Raw genomic sequence first — 15738 nt, forward strand, 5'->3', positions numbered from 1 at the left:
ACGCGACGTCTCACGACAGCGACCATTCCGCGCAGCGCCGCTCCAGCGTGCGCCGCGAGATGCCGAGCAGCCGGGCGGCGCGCGTTTTGTCGCCCTGCACCGACTCCAGCACCGAGAGGATGTGCTGCTTTTCCAGCGTGTGCAGGTCGGTGGCTTTGCCGGCAGCCGGCGGTGCCGGCGGCAGACCCTGGTACAGCGCCGAGACGTTGAGCGAGCCGAGGATCAGCGAACGCTCGATCAGGTTGCGCAGCTCGCGCACGTTGCCGGGCCAGTGATATTGCTGCAGGTAGTCCAGTTCCTCGGACGTGACCTCGATCGGCTCGACGCCGAGCTGCGGCGCCAGCGTGGTGATGAAGTGCTCCACCAGCGCCGGGATGTCCTGCTTGTGCTCGCGCAGCGACGGCAGTGCGATCTCGACCACTTGCAGCCGGTAGTACAGGTCGGCGCGGAAGCGGCCGGCGGCGACTTCCGCGGCAAGCGAGCGGTTGGTCGCAGCGATGATGCGCACGTCCACCGGCACCTGCTGCTCGCTGCCCACCGGGCGGATGCGCCGGTCGTCGAGCACGCGCAGCAGCGTCGCCTGCAGTGTCAGCGGCAGCTCGCCGATCTCGTCGAGGAACAGCGTGCCGCCCTGCGCGTAATAGAACAGCCCGTCGCGGCTTTTCGTCGCACCGGTGAAGGCGCCCTTGGCGTGGCCGAAGAGTTCGCTCTCGATCAGCTCGGGCGACATCACCGCGCAGTTGACCGGCACGAAGGGGCCGTTCGCGCGCGGGCTGTGACGGTGCAGTGCCAGCGCCGCGAGTTCCTTGCCGGTGCCCGACTCGCCGCTCAACAACACCGTGCTGGTGACCTGCGCGACGCGCAGCAGCGAGCGCTGCAAGTCCACCATCTGGGTCGACTGGCCCACCAGCCCCGCGAACGGCGGTGTGCGCTGCGAGATGGTGCGCCGCAGCACGTAGTTCTCGCGCGCCAGCCGCGAACGTTCGAGGCACTGCTGCACCGAGTTCAGCAGCTGCGTCACGCGAAAAGGCTTGAGGATGAAGTCCGACGCGCCGGCACGCAGCGCTTCGATCGCCGTGTCCAGGTCGGCGAACGCCGTGATCAGGATCACTTCGCCCGAGTAGCCGTGCTCGCGCAATTCGCGCAGCAGCGCAATCCCGTTCTTGCCCGGCAGCGCGATGTCCAGGATCACCAGGTCATAGCGGTGCGTGCGCGCCAGTGCCTCGGCGCTTTCCGCGCTGTCGGCGCCGTGCACCTCGCCGCAGCGGGGTGCCAGCGTCTTCTCGAGGAAGTTGCGCATGCCCTGTTCGTCGTCGACGACGAGCACGCTGCTGTGCCGCCAGGCGTCGGCGGCGCGGTCGGTGGAGGGGGCGAGGAGGGTCACGGCGGTCGCTGGGCGTCAAGGGCCCGCGACCGCGATGGTAGCCCTACACAGGCCCTAGTGGACCTGTACCTCGATGCGGCGCGGTTGCGCGTGTTCCTGCTTGGGGATGCGCAGCTCCAGCACACCGTTCTTCAGGTTGGCCTCGATGCGCGCCCCGTCCAGCTCGCGGCTGAGCGTGAACGAGCGGCGATAGCGCGGTACGCGCACTTCGGCGTACACGGGTTCCAGCCCTTCGGGCAGCTGCGGGGCCATGCCGCCTTCGATGTGCAGGGTGTCGCCTTCGACCTTCAGTTCCAGCTGCTCCTTCGGCACGCCGGGCAGGTCGGCCAGCAGGGTGATGCCGGTATCGTCCTCCAGCACGTCGACGCGCGGCACCATGGCGCGCACTTCGGTGTCGCCCGGTTTGGCGAGTTGGCGGTCATTCATGATGCATTTCTCCTGAATCTGGTCGGCGCGTCTCACTGCACCGCGATGCGCCGGGGTTGAGCCGATTCGCGGCGCGCGACACTGACGCGCAGCACGCCGTCACGATATGTGGCACTGACCCGCGAGGGGTCGATGTCCTGCGGCAGACTGATCGCGCGCTTGAACTTGCCACCCACGCGTTCGCGGGTGTAGACCGTGGCCTTGCCTTCCGGCTGCGGCAGGTCCGGCGAGCGTTCGCCGGCGAGCGTCAGCACGCCGCGATCGAGCGAGACCTCGATCTTCGACGCGTCGAGCCCGGGCGCGAAGGCGTAGACCTCGACACTGGTCGGCGTGTTGCCGATGTTCAGCGCGGGGTAGGAGCCCGGCGCCACCGAGCGGATGCTGGCCGGCAGGCCGGCCGTGCCGAAGATGTCGTTCATCTCCCGGCGCAGACGGTCGAATTCTCCGAACAGGCTGCCCGGGAAGCTGAGCATCGATTCATACATGACGGTTCCTCCATTCGACAGTTTCGATGCCGGGTCCGGCGTGACACGGCGCGCCGGCATCTGACAAGCGAGATAGGAGCTGCCGCCTGCGTTTCAAGAGCCCTGCCGATGACGAAAAAGCTAAGTGATCCAGTAGGGTATGCAACGAATTGCATAGGCACCCATGCTGCGGTGCAGCCGACAAGTTGTCGCCACCAAGCCGCGACAATTTGTCGCATACGGGACGGGAGCAGGGTGGGGGCCGCGCAGGGACGCGGCCGGCGACCCGAGGAGCGCCCGTTGCGGCAGCGACGGCGACGGTGCCTGGCACGGAACCCGCTTCGGCTCGAACAGCGGCGGCAGCGAGAAGCATCAATGCTGCGATGCAGCAGTGGTTTCTGCCTGGCTGCGCGCGAACTGCGTACGCGGCGGCGTGCAATCGGGTGCCAAGGCCGATAGGATGATTCAGCTTCGCCCTCCACGAGTCGCACGCCGCGCCACAGCGAAGCAGGTCCAGGAGAAGACCATGAGCCAGCCAGATGCGCAGATTTCCCGGCGGCGCCTGTTCGCCGGTGCGGGAGCGGCAACCGCCGTGGCCGCCGTAGCGGCTCTCGTGCCGCAGGCGCCCGAACCCGAAGCCGTGGCAGCCCCGCCCGAGCCTGCCGACCCCGGCCGCAAGGGCTACCAGCTCACCGAACACGTACAGCGCTACTACCAGACAGCGCGCGTCTGAAGGCGCGCGCCTTCGCCCGACGCCGTCCCCAGCAGCCGCCAGGAGACATCATGCTGCTCACCCGCAAATCGACCGGGCCGGCCGACGCCGCCCGTGGCTCCACCCTCGTGTCCAGCCTGGCGCGCGGCCTGTCGCGCACCGTGCCGACGATGGACCGGCGCGCCTTCCTGCGCCGCTCCGGCATCGGTGTCGGCGCAGGGCTCGCCGCGTCGCAATTGACGCTGGTGCGCAAGGCCCGCGCGGCCGACGCGCCGAAGGCCGCCGACGGCACCGCGGCCAAGGTCGAGGTCAAGCGCACCGTGTGCGGCCACTGCTCGGTGGGCTGCGCAATCGACGCCGTGGTCGAAAACGGCGTCTGGGTGCGGCAGGAGCCGGTGTTCGACTCGCCGATCAACCTCGGCGCGCACTGTGCGAAGGGCGCGGCGGTGCGCGAGCACGGCCACGGCGAATACCGCCTGAAGTACCCGATGAAGCTGGTCGACGGCAAGTACCAGCGCATCAGCTGGGACCAGGCCCTCGACGAGATCAGCGCCCGGCTGCTGGACCTGAAGAAGACCAGCGGCCCCGACGCGCTGTTCGTGGTCGGCTCGTCGAAGCACAACAACGAGCAGTCGTACCTGCTGCGCAAGTGGATGAGCCTGTGGGGCAGCAACAACTGCGACCACCAGGCCCGCATCTGCCACTCCACCACGGTCGCCGGCGTCGCGAACACGTGGGGTTACGGCGCGATGACCAACTCGTACAACGACATGCAGAACTCGAAGGCGGCGCTGTACATCGGCTCCAATGCCGCCGAGGCGCACCCGGTGTCCATGCTGCACATGCTGCACGCCAAGGAAACGGGCTGCAAGATGATCGTCGTCGACCCGCGCTTCACGCGCACGGCGGCCAAGGCCGACGACTACGTGCGCATCCGCTCGGGCACCGACATCCCCTTCCTGTTCGGCGTGCTGCATCACATCTTCAAGAACGGCTGGGAAGACAAGAAGTACATCGAGGACCGCGTCTACGGCATGGACAAGGTGCGCGAGGACGTGCTGGCCAAGTGGACCCCCGACAAGGTGCTGGAGGTCTGCGGCGTCGACGAGGCCACCTGCCTGAAGGTGGCCGAGACGATGGCCAAGAACCGGCCGAGCACCATCGTCTGGTGCATGGGCCAGACGCAGCACTCGATCGGCAACGCGATGGTGCGCGCATCCTGCATCCTGCAGCTGGCGCTCGGCAACATCGGCGTGTCGGGCGGCGGCGCCAACATCTTCCGCGGCCACGACAACGTGCAGGGCGCCACCGACGTCGGCCCCAACCCCGATTCGCTGCCCGGCTACTACGGGCTGGCCGAGGGCTCCTGGAAGCACTTCGCCAAGGTCTGGAACGTCGACTTCGACTGGATCAAGCAGCAATACGCGCCGGGCATGATGGGCAAGTCCGGCATGACCGTCTCGCGCTGGGTCGACGGCGTGCTCGAGAAGAACGAGCTGATCGACCAGGACTCGAACCTGAAGGCGCTGTTCTTCTGGGGCCATGCGCCGAACTCGCAAAGCCGCGGCCTCGAGATGAAGACGGCGATGGACAAGCTGGACCTGCTGGTCGTCGTCGATCCCTTCCCGTCGGCCACGGCGGCGATGGCGGCGATGCCCGGCAAGGCCGAAGACCTGAACCCCAACCGCGCGGTCTACCTGCTGCCGGCGTGCACGCAGTTCGAGACCTCGGGCTCGTGCACCGCCTCGAACCGCTCGCTGCAGTGGCGCGAGCAGGTCATCGAGCCGCTGTGGGAGTCGCGCAGCGACCACATGATCATGTACCAGCTCGCCGACAAGCTGGGCTTCGGCAAGGAGCTGGTCAAGAACTACAAGATGGTGCCGGCCAAGGCCGGCCTGCTCGAGCCCGAGCCCGAGTCGATCCTGCGCGAGATCAACCGCAGCGTCTGGACCATCGGCTACACCGGCCAGAGCCCGGAGCGGCTGAAAGCCCACATGCGCAACATGCACGTCTTCGACGTCAAGAGCCTGCGCGCCCGGGGTGGCGTCGACAAGGACACAGGCTACTCGCTCGACGGCGACTACTTCGGCCTGCCCTGGCCGTGTTTCGGCACGCCGGAACTCAAGCACCCGGGGTCGCCCAACCTCTACGACACCTCGCGCCACGTGATGGACGGCGGCGGCAACTTCCGCGCCAACTTCGGTGTCGAGCGCGACGGCGTGTCGCTGCTGGCGGCCGACGGCTCGCATTCGAAGGGCGCCGACATCACCACCGGCTACCCCGAGTTCGACCACGTGCTGCTGAAGAAGCTGGGCTGGTGGGGCGAGCTGACCGAGGCCGAGCAGAAGGCGGCCGAGGGCAAGAACTGGAAGACCGACCCGTCGGGCGGGATCATCCGGGTGACGATGAAGAACCACGGCTGCCACCCGTTCGGCAATGCCAAGGCGCGAGCGGTGGTGTGGAACTTCCCCGACCCGATTCCGCAGCACCGCGAACCGATCTATTCGCCGCGTGCCGACATGGTGGCCAAGTACCCCACGCACGACGACAAGAAGGCCTTCTGGCGGCTGCCGACGCTCTACAAGACGCTGCAGGAGCAGAACAAGGACATCGGCAAGACCTACCCGCTGGTCATGACCTCCGGGCGCCTGGTCGAGTACGAGGGCGGCGGCGAGGAGACGCGCTCCAATCCCTGGCTGGCCGAATTGCAGCAGGAGATGTTCGTCGAGATCAATCCGGCCGCCGCCAACGATCGCGGCATCCGCGACGGCGAGGCGGTGTGGGTGAAGACGCCCACCGGCGCGCGCTTGCGCGTCAAGGCGCTGGTGACGGAGCGGGTCGACCGCAACACCGTGTTCCTGCCGTTCCACTTCTCGGGGCGCTGGCAGGGCAACGACCTGCTGCAGTACTACCCGCAGGGCGCGGCGCCGGTGGTGCGCGGTGAAGCCGTCAACACCGCGACCACCTACGGCTACGACAGCGTCACGATGATGCAAGAGACCAAGACCACGGTGTGCCAGATCGAGAAGGCCACGGCCTGAAGCAGGAGAGACACATGGCCCGAATGAAATTCATCTGCGACGCCGAGCGCTGCATCGAGTGCAACGGCTGCGTCACGGCCTGCAAGGCCGAACACGACGTGCCCTGGGGCGTCAACCGCCGCCGCGTGGTCACGATGAACGACGGCGTGCCGGGCGAGAAGAGCATCTCGGTCGCCTGCATGCACTGTTCCGACGCACCCTGCATGGCGGTGTGCCCGGTCGACTGCTTCTACCGCACCGACGAGGGCGTGGTGCTGCACGACAAGGACATCTGCATCGGCTGCGGCTACTGCTCGTACGCCTGCCCGTTCGGCGCGCCGCAGTTTCCGACCAACGGCACGTTCGGCCTGCGCGGCAAGATGGACAAGTGCACCTTCTGTGCCGGCGGCCCGGAAGCCAGCGGCAGCGAAGCGGAATACGAGAAGTACGGCCGCAACCGCCTGGCCGAAGGCAAGCTGCCGGCTTGCGCCGAGATGTGCTCGACCAAGGCGCTGCTCGGCGGCGACGGCGACGTGGTGGCCGACATCTTCCGCACCCGCGTGCTGACCCGAGGCAAGGGCAGTGAGGTGTGGGGCTGGGGCACGGCCTACGGCAAACCCGCCCAGGGCGGGGCCGTGCCGCAGCCGGCGGCCGCGGCCGAAGGGGGCAAGTCATGAGGCCGGCGCGCTGGGTCGTCGGAGTCGCGTTCGCCGCGCTCGCGCTGAGTGGCTGCACCGAGCGGCCACAGACCGCCGACGCCGCGCGCAAGCAGGCCGACACGCCGGCCTGGCAGGGCACCGACAACCCCTACGTGACCGGTGGCTGGCAGCGCGGCGACGAGAAGAGCTGGGAGCAGCAAATCCGCGCCCGCACGCAGGGGCAGAACGAATACGCGCGGGTGCGCTGACGGCCCACCCGCGGCAGGAGACGCCATGCAACGCCTGATTCCCCGAGTGATGCTTGCCGCGGCGCTGTGCCTGCCGGCGTGGGCGTTCGCGCAAGCGGTGCCGGCCGGCGCTGCACCGCAGGGCTCGGTCGCGCCGGCCGAGCCCAAGCCGGACGACACCAACGCCGAGCGCGCGCGCACCCAGCCCGGCAACAACGCGCCGTTCTGGCGCGCCGTGCGCAACTCCGGCGATCAGGCCGGCTACAGCAGCCTGCCTGCGCGCGAGGCAGGCGTGCTGATCCAGCAGACCGTGCAGTACCCCGGCTCGCTGCGCACCACGGCGGGCGAGGCCTGGCGCCAGGTGCGCAACGACTGGATCATCCCGTACGGCGGCGCTCTGATACTGATCGTCGCCGTGGCCATCGGCCTGTTCTACTGGCGCAAGGGCGCCATGGACGTGCACGAGCCGCCCACCGGTCGCCTGATCGAGCGCTTCACCTACTTCGAGCGTGCCGCCCACTGGACCAACGCGATCGCGTTCTCGGTGCTGGCGATCTCCGGCATCGTGATGGCCTTCGGCAAGTTTTTCCTGCTGCCCATCCTCGGCGGCACGGTGTTCGGCTGGCTGGCCTATGCGCTGAAGAACCTGCACAACTTCGCCGGGCCGGTGTTCGCGGTGTCGCTGCTGGTGGTGATCCTGACGTTCATCAAGGACAACCTGCCCAGCCGCGACGACCTGACGTGGCTCGCCAAGGGCGGCGGGCTGGCTTCGGGCACGCACGTGCCGTCGCATCGTTTCAATGCCGGCGAAAAGCTGGTGTTCTGGGCCGGCGTGCTGGCGCTCGGCCTGGTCGTCGTCGGCTCGGGCCTGGTGCTCGACAAGCTGGTGCCGGGCTGGGGCGACACGCGCGGCCAGATGCAGGTCGCCCACATGGTCCACGCGACGGCCGCGGTGCTGATGATGGCCATGTTCCTCGGCCACATCTACATGGGCACGATCGGCATGAAAGGCGCCTACCGCGCGATGAAGACCGGCTATGTCGACGAGGCCTGGGCCCGCGAGCACCACGAGCTCTGGTACGACGACATCCGCGCCGGCAAGATCCCTGCGCAGCGCTCGCAGCCCGCGGCTGGGGCCGCGCGACCCGTCACCCCGTCTGCCTGAGGAGAGGATCGAGATGCAGCGAACCGTGCTTGCCGCATTGCCTGCGGCGCTGATCCTGGCGGCCGGTATCGCCGCCGCCAAACTTCCGCCACCGTCGCCCGAGGCGCAAGCCCAGGCGGCGCAGGCCAAGGCCAAGGCCGACCACACCGCCAAGATCGACGGCTACAAGCTGTGTCTGGCGCAGGACCGGGCCGCCGAACACTACCGCCGCGAAGCCCGGACGCAGGGCAAGGACGCGCCTGCGCCGTTGCAGACCGCGGCCTGCGCCGACCCCGGGCCCTATGCCGCGCCGACACCGCCGCTGGAGCAGGCCGGTGCCCATTCGCCGGCGCAGACGGCCGCGAAGCCCCACAACAGCCCGGTCCCACAGGCTCCGGCGCCCGGCAAGTGAGGTCGCCGACCGGGGCGACCGCGCCAGCGCCATTGCGGGTATGCTGACCCACCGCCTGCCTCGCATGTCTGCCCTGCCTGAAGATCTCGTCCCCAGCCCCGAGCGCCCACGTCTGAGCGCCGCGTCGGCACGTTTCACCCACGGCGCGAGCGTCGTCGACGAATACGGCCGTGAGCGCGAGGTGCAGATGCCGGCCGAGCGCGACCTGACGCTCTACCTCGACAAGCGCGAGCTGGTCACGCTGATGACCATGGGCGGGCAGCCCGAGCTGCTGGCGCTCGGCTACCTGCGCAACCAGCGCCTGGTGGACGATCTCGGGCAGATCGACAGCGTGCAGGTCGACTGGGACGTCAACGCGTGCGCGATCACGACCCGCGGCGGCGTCGGCGACATCGAGGCGCGCACCTCGCGCCGCATCGTCACGACCGGCTGCGGGCAGGGCACCGTGTTCGGCGGGCTGATGGACGAGGTCGACTCGCTGTGCCTTGGCGACACGCGGATCACGCAAGCCGAGCTGTACGGCCTGCTCGACGCGATGCGCCGACACGAGACGGTCTACAAGTCGGCCGGTTCGGTGCACGGTTGCGCGCTGTTCCAGGGACCGCAGCTGCTGCTGTTCACCGAGGACGTCGGCCGCCATAACGCGCTCGACGCGATCGCCGGCTGGATGTGGCTCGAAGGTGTCGACGGCGACGGCAAGACGCTCTACACCACCGGCCGGCTGACCAGCGAAATGGTCATCAAGGCTGCGCAGATGGGGGTGGCGGTGGTGGTTTCGCGCTCGGGCATCACCGAGATGGGCCACCGCCTGGCCGAACGCCTGGGCATGGCGCTGTTCGCGCGCTGCACCAACCGTCACTTTCTGCTCTACACCGGGCGCGACCGCTTCGCCGCGCAGCCCGACCTCGCCCCCCCGGCCGTGGCGGCCGGTTGAGGCAGGAAAGCTGCGGCTCAGGGCCGCGCGTTGGCCAGGTCGCGCAGGATGGTGGGCCCGGCGCGCTTTTCGATCTCGTGCAGCATTTCACGGTTCCAGCCCATGGCGAACATCGCCTCGGCCACCACGAACATCGGCCCGACCAGCAGGCCGACGATGTCGTCGACGAAAGCCGGCTTGCGTCCTTCGTAGTAGTGGCCGACGAACTGGGTGATCCAGCCGATCAGGAAAAAGCCGATGCCGGTGGTGAGCCAGACCACCGTGCTGCGCTGTGCCACCTCGTGGCCCAGCGCGATCAGCACGCCGACCGCCAGGCTCACCGCGAGTCCGAGCGTCAAGTGGCGCGTCAGGTACCACAGCGCGGCCAGCGTGAACGCCATCCAGGCCGGGGTGAGCACCATGTCGCCGACGGCGAGCGACGGCCGCGCCAGCAGCACACCGACGGCGAACACGATCATCGGCACGCCGACGAAGTGGGTGGCGATGTTGCGCCGATCGCGGTGGTATTCGGCGTACTGGGTGAGAAGGTCGAGGGCGGTGCGCATGAGAGGTCTCCTGCTCCTTTGCGACAGGCGTATGACGCAATGCTAGGACTTTTCGGCGATGCCGGAGCGTCAAAATCCCGACATTTGTTGCAGCTTTCGTACCCAGGTTTACCCGGGGCTTCGGCGCAGCGACCGGGCGCAAGGGGGCGCTGCCGGTGCTTCCCTACAATGCGCGGACTTCCGGGGAACCGCATGAGCATCAAGAGCGACAAATGGATCCGGCGCATGGCCGAAGCGCACGGCATGATCGAGCCCTTCGAGCCCGGCCAGGTCCGCCATGCCGCTGACGGCCACAAGATCGTCAGCTACGGCACCAGCAGCTACGGGTACGACATCCGCTGCGCGCGGGAGTTCAAGGTGTTCACCAACATCTTCAGCACGGTGGTCGACCCGAAGAACTTCGACGAGAAGAGCTTCGTCGACATCGAGTCCGACGTCTGCATCATTCCACCCAACAGCTTCGCGCTGGCGCGCACCGTCGAATATTTCCGCATTCCGCGCAACGTGCTGACGATCTGCCTGGGCAAAAGCACCTATGCACGCTGCGGCATCATCGTCAACGTCACGCCCTTCGAGCCCGAGTGGGAAGGTTATGTGACGCTCGAGTTCAGCAACACCACGCCGCTGCCGGCGAAGATCTACGCGGGCGAGGGCTGTGCGCAGGTGCTGTTCTTCGAGAGCGACGAGGTCTGCGAGACCAGCTACAAGGACCGTGGCGGCAAGTACCAGGGCCAGCACGGCGTGACGCTGCCCAAGACCTGAGCGCGTGGGCCGCGCCGAAGCCCACGCTGCGAAAACCTGTCCACCCCCCCGAAGACGAGGGGGCCTCACCACCCCTTCTAGGGAGGCGGTGCTGCGGCGCTTCGTCTACTGTTGCCTGCATGGTCACGTCGAGTCGGACCGAGTGGAGGCAAGCATGAACACCCGATGCGTTCCATCGACCTGGATGCAGGAGCAGCCCGTCGATTTCCTGCTGCTGGTCGATTTCAAGTGGCTGATGGCGGGCCAAGGCTGGTGGGTCGACCTGACGCGGCTCCAGCGCGATGCCGCCTATGCCGACGGCTGCATCGCCTCGGCGCTGGCCAGCCGCTGCGAGCCGCTGCGTCAGCGCGCCGAAGACCTGCAGTCCCGCTGCCTCGACCTCGCCGTCGTGCATTGAGCGTCGAGCCGAACTGCGCCGCGGCAGCCGCCTTTATCGGCCGATCGGCCGCCGCAGCATCCCCTATCGTTGCGTCATGGCTGCCATGGCAGCGCAAAGACACGGGGAACGAGATGATGCTGCTGCCTGAAGTGATCGAGTATCTGGACGATGTGCCTTCCGAATTTGCCGGCTCCGCCTTTGCGGCGCTGCGCGAACCCGCCGTGCGGGCGCAGCGCGCGCCGCTGATCGAGATATTGCAGCCGAGCGCGGCGCTGTCTCGGCCCGTCGACGACCTGCTGCCGCTGGAGCACCTGCGTCGGCGCACGCACTGACGCTTGCCGCCCTGACCTGCGCATACCGGGCGTGCGGTTTGCCCGAGCGCCGGTATGCGAACCGCTCCCCCGCCGCTGAACGGCCCCCGCCGCAGCGATCTCCGGCTGCTGTGGGCCGGCGCGCTGATCGGCTTTGCGCTCAGCGGCTTCTTCGACGGCATCCTGCTGCACCAGGTGCTGCAGTGGCATCACCTGCTCAGCGGGCTCGACGGCCCGGGATGGCAGGACCTGCGCACGCAGGTGCTGGCCGACGGCCTCTTCCACCTCTTCATGTACGTCGTTGCGGCGGTCGGCCTGGGGCTGCTGGTGCACGCGCGTCGGTGCTTGCAGGGGCCGGGCTCGCAGCGGCGGCTGCTGGCCGCCGCGCTGACCGGTTTCGGCGCCTGGCATCTGCTCGATGCCGTGCTCAGCCACTGGTGGCTCGGCTTGCACCGCATCCGCATGGACACCGCGCAGCCGCTGCTGTGGGACCTGGGCTGGCTCGCAGCCTTCGGCCTGGTGCCGTTGCTCGCGGCCTGGCGCTTGGGACGCGGCCCCGGGCGGCGTGAGCGGAAGGCCGGCAGGCTGGCGGTGCTGCTCGGCGCCGTGACGGTCGCGGCAGCGGGCTGGGCGACGCGTCCGCCACCCGGTGCGGAAGATCGTCTGACGCTATTGCTGGCGCCCGGCACGCGGCCGGCGCAGGCCCTGGCCGCCGTGCACGCGGTGGACGCGCGCATCGCCTGGGTCGACCCGGCGGGCACCGTCTGGGTGCTGGCGCTGCCACCCGGTCGTGCGGTCGACAGCGGCTATCGCGACGGCGTGCTCGCCATCGGCGGGCGCTGGGCCGCGGCGGCCTGCGCCGGCTGGGGCGGCAGCTGAACGGCGGGCCGCCGGCCCGTACCGGCGCACCCGCCCGCCTACGTCGCCTCGCTCGCCAGTGCCGCCGCCAGCCACTGCTTCACGCTCAACAGGTGTTGCGCCTCTTCGGCCAACGCTCCGCGCAGGCGCTCGGCCAGCGCGTCATGTCCGCCGTCGTCGGCCAGCTGCACCAGCAGTTCCCAGCTCGCGTTGTCGGTCAGTTCGGCCACCAGGATCGCGTTCAGGCACTGCGGGATGGTCGTGCGCGGGTCGGTGACCACCTGCAGAATGCCTTGCGTCATCACGGCCGACACGTCGGCGCTCGGCGTCTGTGCGGTCGGGTCGGCCCCCAGCGACTCGAGCACCTCGGTCAGCAGGCGGAAGTGCTGCGCCTCCTCGTCGTGGATGCGGCGCAGCTCGACCAGCGGCGGCACCATGCCTTCGTCGGGCGGCTGCTCGCACTTGGCAATCAGCGCCTCGTACAGCCGCGTGCCGCTGCGCTCGAAGGCCAGGCGCTCGCCCAGCTTGTCGATCAGCACTTCCGGCTTCTCGCCCTTGAGCTTGGATATTCCGGTCGCGACGACGCCGCGTACCGTGCCGGGGAGCGGCACCGAGCCGACGCGGTCGGCCTCGGCGATCGCCTCGCCACGCATCGTCGCGGCGCTGGCCCCTTCGAGTTGGGTCTCGGGCGCGTTCATCGCCGCTTCCTGCATGCGGCTGACGTCGATGGGGGACATCTTCGCGCCGGTGCGGTTCATCCCCATGTGGGTGGCGTTCTGCATCTGGTGCTCCTCGTGTCAGTAGTTGGCGACCTTGCGGCTCAGCTCGGTGCCGGGCGCCCACCGGTAGCCGGCCGAGACGGCCTGCGACGGCGAGCCTTTCGCGTTCATCGCCTGCCGATAGGCCAGCGTGGCTTCGCTCTCGCTGCCGTCGGTCGTGAATTGCGTGCCCACCGCGCGGTAGCCGACCTCCTTCTCGAGCACGTCGCGCACGAACGGGCGCTGGCTCTTGAACGGCAGCATCGGGGACACCGCGGTCAGCACCTCGGCCGGGTCGCGGCGTTCGATGTCCTTGAACAGCCGGCTCACGAGGTTCAGATGGCCCAGCTCGTAGTCGAGGAAGCGCTCCCAGATCGCCTTGATGCGCGGATGGCTCTCTTGCTCGACGCACGAGTGATAGGCATAGACCTCGGTCGCTTCATGAATGAGCCATTTCTCCAGGAAGCTCTCGTTCGGGTCCTCCAGCGATCCGTACTGCGTGACGTGCTGCTCCTCGATGGAGGCGATCTCGGCGTACAGCTCGCGCGCGACCGGGTCGGCGAACAACGGGCCGATGTTCATGTAGTAGTCGTGCGTCTGGTATTCGGCCGCGGTGATCATGGCCGCGTGGATCTTGCTCAGCGTCGCGGCCGCCGTGCGGTCATAGGGCGCGCGCACGTCGTCGATCGGCGCGCGATGCTCCAGCATCGTCGGGCGGCCCGGCACGATGTCGGTGTAGCCCTGCAGGATGTTGTTTGCGTCCTTGCCTTCGAGCCGGTCGAGCAGCGCCGAGTAGCGGTACAGGTGATCGAAATCTTCCAGCAGACCGAAACGGTAGGCCTGCGCGAGATAGGGGTCGGGCTCGTTCTGCGCCACGGCGGCGGTCACCTCGATCGCGACCTGCTCGTAGGCGATCGTGGTCTCGATCGGCGAGTGGTCGGCGCCGATCATCCAGTTGATCGTCGTCGCCTGGTGATGCTCGATGCGCCGCACCTCGGCCAACGGCACGCGCAGATCGCCATTGAAGCGCGCGATCAGGTGCTTCAGCCGCAGCGCGTCGATCTCGAGTCCGTTCATCAGGATGATGCGCACCCGCGTAAACGCATCGTCATCGAGCTTGCTGATCGGCTTGGGGTTCAGGTCCTTCCAGGTGAAGCGCTGCTGGGCGAGCGGGCAGCCCTTCGCGCTGAAGAAATCGATGTTGGCCATGGGAGTCCTCGTGGGTTGGGGGCCGGCCTTCGCCTGGGGCGAGCCCATGGAAGCAGATCCAGCAACCCGTATGCCGCCGCCGCAGCCAGCCCCGACGCGGGCTGGATCGATGCTTGCTGCATCGGTGACGCGGTATCGAAGTAGTTTTTGCACGCCGCAGGATGCCTGTCGGAGTTTCACGGTGCGCCGGCGCACGCTACGATTGCTCGGCATATTCCCCACCGCCAGGCACCAGGACGATCATCATGAAGTGGCAAGGCCAGCGAGAGAGCAGCAATGTCGAAGACCGCCGCGCGTCCGGCAGCGGCATGCGCGTCGGTGGCCGTGGTATCGGCCTCGGCACCGTCGTCGTTGCCGTGCTGGCCGGCTGGATCTTCGGCATCAACCCGCTGACGCTGCTGGGCGTGCTCGAGGGCGGCGAGGGGGCGGTGCAACAGGTGCCCGCACAGCGCCCGCCGGCCGACGACACGATGGCGCGCTTCGTCTCGGTCGTGCTGGCCGACACCGAAGACGTCTGGAAAGAAGTGTTCGCGCGCAGCGGCGTTCAGTACCGCGAACCGAAGCTGGTGCTCTTTCGCGGGGCGACGCCCACTGCTTGCGGGCAGGGGCAATCTGCGATGGGCCCGTTCTACTGCCCTGCCGACGAGCGCGTCTACATCGACCTGTCGTTCTACGAGACCTTGAAGCACCGCCTCGGTGCGCCGGGCGATTTCGCGCAGGCCTACGTCATCGCGCACGAGGTCGGCCACCACGTGCAGCACCAGCTCGGCATCACCGGCAAGGTCGAGGCGATGCGCGGGCGCGTCAGCGAGGCCGAATACAACGCGCTCAGCGTGCGGCTCGAGCTGCAGGCCGATTGTTTTTCAGGCGTTTGGGCCCACCATGCAGACAAGGCGCGCCAAGTGCTGGAGCAAGGCGACGTGGACGAGGCGCTCAACGCCGCGTCGCAGATCGGCGACGACACGCTGCAGCGCCGCTCCGGCAACGAGGTGGTGCCCGAGAGCTTCACGCACGGCACCAGTGCGCAGCGCGTCGGCTGGTTCCGGCGCGGCCTGGCAGGCGGCGACCTGCAGCAGTGCAACACCTTCGACGCCAGGCAACTTTGACGAGAACCGGCCGCCAGCGGGATGCGGCCGGTCTGAACGACACCGATAGAGGGACCCGCTTCACGATGCGAACCAACGTCCGCCCCGCCGCCCTGGTCGCGGCCTACTTCGACAACCTGCTGCCCGACGAGCGGGTCACCGCACAGGCGCTGCAGCATGCGGTGCTCGACGCCGCCCCTGCGCTGGAGCAGACCGTGAAATGGGGCAACCTCGTGTTCACGTGGCACGGCACCAATGCGTTCGCCATCGTCACCCACAAGACGCATGCGAACCTGCAGTTCTTCCAGGGCGCGGGCATCGCGCCGCAGTTCCCGCAGCTCGAGGGCACCGGCAAGGGCGTGCGGCATCTGAAGTGCCGCTACCGGCATCCGATCGAAGAGCCGCTGGTCAAGGCGATGGTGCAGGCGGCGATCGAGGAACTGGAATAG

At 68.4% G+C, this 15738-nt stretch carries 19 protein-coding genes; 13 read left to right on the plus strand and 6 right to left on the minus strand.

Annotated elements, in window-relative coordinates:
- Positions 1 to 10: 10 nt before the first annotated feature.
- Genes M8A51_RS08080 through M8A51_RS08090 form a run of 3 tightly spaced genes read right to left on the minus strand, consistent with a single transcriptional unit; the run spans position 11 to position 2295 of the window.
- Positions 11 to 1384 carry a sigma-54-dependent transcriptional regulator gene (locus M8A51_RS08080; protein ID WP_251777697.1) on the minus strand — a complete coding sequence of 458 codons (1374 nt, stop codon included), beginning with the start codon at positions 1382 to 1384 and terminating at the stop codon, positions 11 to 13.
- A gap of 54 nt (positions 1385 to 1438) precedes the next feature.
- Complete coding sequence (locus tag M8A51_RS08085) at positions 1439 to 1810, minus strand: Hsp20/alpha crystallin family protein (RefSeq protein WP_251777698.1); 372 nt, start codon at positions 1808 to 1810, stop codon at positions 1439 to 1441.
- Between the two features lie 32 nt (positions 1811 to 1842).
- The gene (locus tag M8A51_RS08090; RefSeq protein WP_251777699.1) at positions 1843 to 2295 is read right to left on the minus strand and encodes an Hsp20/alpha crystallin family protein; all 453 of its coding nucleotides are present in this window, start codon (positions 2293 to 2295) and stop codon (positions 1843 to 1845) included.
- A 505-nt stretch (positions 2296 to 2800) separates the two neighbouring features.
- On the opposite strand from M8A51_RS08090, the gene M8A51_RS08095 reads away from it, so the two are divergent.
- The 7 genes from M8A51_RS08095 (at position 2801) to M8A51_RS08125 (ending at position 9382) form a co-directional block, all read left to right on the plus strand.
- Positions 2801 to 3007, plus strand: coding sequence for a formate dehydrogenase (locus M8A51_RS08095; RefSeq protein ID WP_251777700.1), 207 nt, complete (start codon positions 2801 to 2803; stop codon positions 3005 to 3007).
- A 50-nt stretch (positions 3008 to 3057) separates the two neighbouring features.
- Entirely contained in the window at positions 3058 to 6027 is a 2970-nt protein-coding gene (locus M8A51_RS08100) for a formate dehydrogenase subunit alpha (protein ID WP_251777701.1), read from the plus strand.
- A gap of 14 nt (positions 6028 to 6041) precedes the next feature.
- Positions 6042 to 6683, plus strand: coding sequence for a formate dehydrogenase FDH3 subunit beta (gene fdh3B / locus M8A51_RS08105; protein WP_251777702.1), 642 nt, complete (start codon positions 6042 to 6044; stop codon positions 6681 to 6683).
- Positions 6680 to 6913 carry a hypothetical protein gene (locus tag M8A51_RS08110; protein WP_251777703.1) on the plus strand — a complete coding sequence of 78 codons (234 nt, stop codon included), beginning with the start codon at positions 6680 to 6682 and terminating at the stop codon, positions 6911 to 6913. The genes fdh3B and M8A51_RS08110 overlap by 4 nt, the downstream gene beginning before the upstream one ends.
- A gap of 25 nt (positions 6914 to 6938) precedes the next feature.
- Positions 6939 to 8057 carry a formate dehydrogenase subunit gamma gene (locus tag M8A51_RS08115; RefSeq protein ID WP_251777704.1) on the plus strand — a complete coding sequence of 373 codons (1119 nt, stop codon included), beginning with the start codon at positions 6939 to 6941 and terminating at the stop codon, positions 8055 to 8057.
- Between the two features lie 13 nt (positions 8058 to 8070).
- Positions 8071 to 8448 carry a hypothetical protein gene (locus tag M8A51_RS08120; protein ID WP_251777705.1) on the plus strand — a complete coding sequence of 126 codons (378 nt, stop codon included), beginning with the start codon at positions 8071 to 8073 and terminating at the stop codon, positions 8446 to 8448.
- A 64-nt stretch (positions 8449 to 8512) separates the two neighbouring features.
- A complete protein-coding gene (locus tag M8A51_RS08125) occupies positions 8513 to 9382 on the plus strand; it encodes a formate dehydrogenase accessory sulfurtransferase FdhD (RefSeq protein WP_251777706.1) in 870 nt (289 codons plus the stop codon).
- Positions 9383 to 9399: 17 nt separating this feature from the next.
- Here M8A51_RS08125 and M8A51_RS08130 read toward each other — a convergent pair whose 3' ends face one another.
- A complete protein-coding gene (locus M8A51_RS08130; RefSeq protein ID WP_251777707.1) occupies positions 9400 to 9927 on the minus strand; it encodes an Mpo1 family 2-hydroxy fatty acid dioxygenase in 528 nt (175 codons plus the stop codon).
- Positions 9928 to 10119: 192 nt separating this feature from the next.
- Here M8A51_RS08130 and dcd point away from each other — a divergent pair, with 192 nt between their 5' ends.
- The 4 genes from dcd (at position 10120) to M8A51_RS08150 (ending at position 12258) form a co-directional block, all read left to right on the plus strand.
- Positions 10120 to 10689, plus strand: coding sequence for a dCTP deaminase (gene dcd / locus M8A51_RS08135; protein WP_251777708.1), 570 nt, complete (start codon positions 10120 to 10122; stop codon positions 10687 to 10689).
- A 154-nt stretch (positions 10690 to 10843) separates the two neighbouring features.
- Entirely contained in the window at positions 10844 to 11086 is a 243-nt protein-coding gene (locus M8A51_RS08140; RefSeq protein WP_251777709.1) for a hypothetical protein, read from the plus strand.
- Positions 11083 to 11400, plus strand: coding sequence for a hypothetical protein (locus M8A51_RS08145; RefSeq protein WP_251777710.1), 318 nt, complete (start codon positions 11083 to 11085; stop codon positions 11398 to 11400). The genes M8A51_RS08140 and M8A51_RS08145 overlap by 4 nt, the downstream gene beginning before the upstream one ends.
- A gap of 54 nt (positions 11401 to 11454) precedes the next feature.
- Positions 11455 to 12258 (plus strand): DUF2243 domain-containing protein, encoded by an 804-nt coding sequence (locus M8A51_RS08150; protein WP_251777711.1) that lies wholly within the window; start codon positions 11455 to 11457, stop codon positions 12256 to 12258.
- Positions 12259 to 12296: 38 nt separating this feature from the next.
- Here the strand turns inward: M8A51_RS08150 and M8A51_RS08155 are convergent, their stop codons facing one another.
- Complete coding sequence (locus M8A51_RS08155; protein ID WP_251777712.1) at positions 12297 to 13019, minus strand: ferritin-like domain-containing protein; 723 nt, start codon at positions 13017 to 13019, stop codon at positions 12297 to 12299.
- Positions 13020 to 13034: 15 nt separating this feature from the next.
- Entirely contained in the window at positions 13035 to 14204 is a 1170-nt protein-coding gene (locus tag M8A51_RS08160) for a hypothetical protein (protein WP_251777713.1), read from the minus strand.
- Between the two features lie 245 nt (positions 14205 to 14449).
- On the opposite strand from M8A51_RS08160, the gene ypfJ reads away from it, so the two are divergent.
- Together ypfJ and M8A51_RS08170 are read left to right on the plus strand one after the other, a co-directional pair.
- The gene (gene ypfJ, locus M8A51_RS08165) at positions 14450 to 15310 is read left to right on the plus strand and encodes a KPN_02809 family neutral zinc metallopeptidase (protein ID WP_251777714.1); all 861 of its coding nucleotides are present in this window, start codon (positions 14450 to 14452) and stop codon (positions 15308 to 15310) included.
- Positions 15311 to 15375: 65 nt separating this feature from the next.
- Positions 15376 to 15738, plus strand: a complete 363-nt coding sequence (locus M8A51_RS08170) for a DUF1801 domain-containing protein (protein WP_251777715.1) — start codon at positions 15376 to 15378, stop codon at positions 15736 to 15738.

It is taken from the genome of Caldimonas mangrovi (assembly GCF_023721835.1).
Taxonomy (GTDB): domain Bacteria; phylum Pseudomonadota; class Gammaproteobacteria; order Burkholderiales; family Burkholderiaceae_C; genus Caldimonas; species Caldimonas mangrovi.

What these genes read in the sequence shown, in the direction of transcription:
- M8A51_RS08100 (WP_251777701.1), top strand. Translation starts at nt 3,058, where the DNA reads ATGCTGCTCACCCGCAAATCGACCGGGCCGGCCGACGCCGCCCGTGGC.
- M8A51_RS08140 (WP_251777709.1), top strand. Translation starts at nt 10,844, where the DNA reads ATGAACACCCGATGCGTTCCATCGACCTGGATGCAGGAGCAGCCCGTC.
- M8A51_RS08095 (WP_251777700.1), top strand. Translation starts at nt 2,801, where the DNA reads ATGAGCCAGCCAGATGCGCAGATTTCCCGGCGGCGCCTGTTCGCCGGT.
- M8A51_RS08110 (WP_251777703.1), top strand. Translation starts at nt 6,680, where the DNA reads ATGAGGCCGGCGCGCTGGGTCGTCGGAGTCGCGTTCGCCGCGCTCGCG.
- M8A51_RS08115 (WP_251777704.1), top strand. Translation starts at nt 6,939, where the DNA reads ATGCAACGCCTGATTCCCCGAGTGATGCTTGCCGCGGCGCTGTGCCTG.
- M8A51_RS08120 (WP_251777705.1), top strand. Translation starts at nt 8,071, where the DNA reads ATGCAGCGAACCGTGCTTGCCGCATTGCCTGCGGCGCTGATCCTGGCG.
- M8A51_RS08150 (WP_251777711.1), top strand. Translation starts at nt 11,455, where the DNA reads ATGCGAACCGCTCCCCCGCCGCTGAACGGCCCCCGCCGCAGCGATCTC.
- fdh3B (WP_251777702.1), top strand. Translation starts at nt 6,042, where the DNA reads ATGGCCCGAATGAAATTCATCTGCGACGCCGAGCGCTGCATCGAGTGC.
- M8A51_RS08125 (WP_251777706.1), top strand. Translation starts at nt 8,513, where the DNA reads ATGTCTGCCCTGCCTGAAGATCTCGTCCCCAGCCCCGAGCGCCCACGT.
- M8A51_RS08160 (WP_251777713.1), bottom strand. Translation starts at nt 14,204, where the DNA reads ATGGCCAACATCGATTTCTTCAGCGCGAAGGGCTGCCCGCTCGCCCAG.
- M8A51_RS08155 (WP_251777712.1), bottom strand. Translation starts at nt 13,019, where the DNA reads ATGCAGAACGCCACCCACATGGGGATGAACCGCACCGGCGCGAAGATG.
- M8A51_RS08170 (WP_251777715.1), top strand. Translation starts at nt 15,376, where the DNA reads ATGCGAACCAACGTCCGCCCCGCCGCCCTGGTCGCGGCCTACTTCGAC.
- M8A51_RS08090 (WP_251777699.1), bottom strand. Translation starts at nt 2,295, where the DNA reads ATGTATGAATCGATGCTCAGCTTCCCGGGCAGCCTGTTCGGAGAATTC.
- dcd (WP_251777708.1), top strand. Translation starts at nt 10,120, where the DNA reads ATGAGCATCAAGAGCGACAAATGGATCCGGCGCATGGCCGAAGCGCAC.
- M8A51_RS08085 (WP_251777698.1), bottom strand. Translation starts at nt 1,810, where the DNA reads ATGAATGACCGCCAACTCGCCAAACCGGGCGACACCGAAGTGCGCGCC.
- M8A51_RS08130 (WP_251777707.1), bottom strand. Translation starts at nt 9,927, where the DNA reads ATGCGCACCGCCCTCGACCTTCTCACCCAGTACGCCGAATACCACCGC.
- ypfJ (WP_251777714.1), top strand. Translation starts at nt 14,450, where the DNA reads ATGAAGTGGCAAGGCCAGCGAGAGAGCAGCAATGTCGAAGACCGCCGC.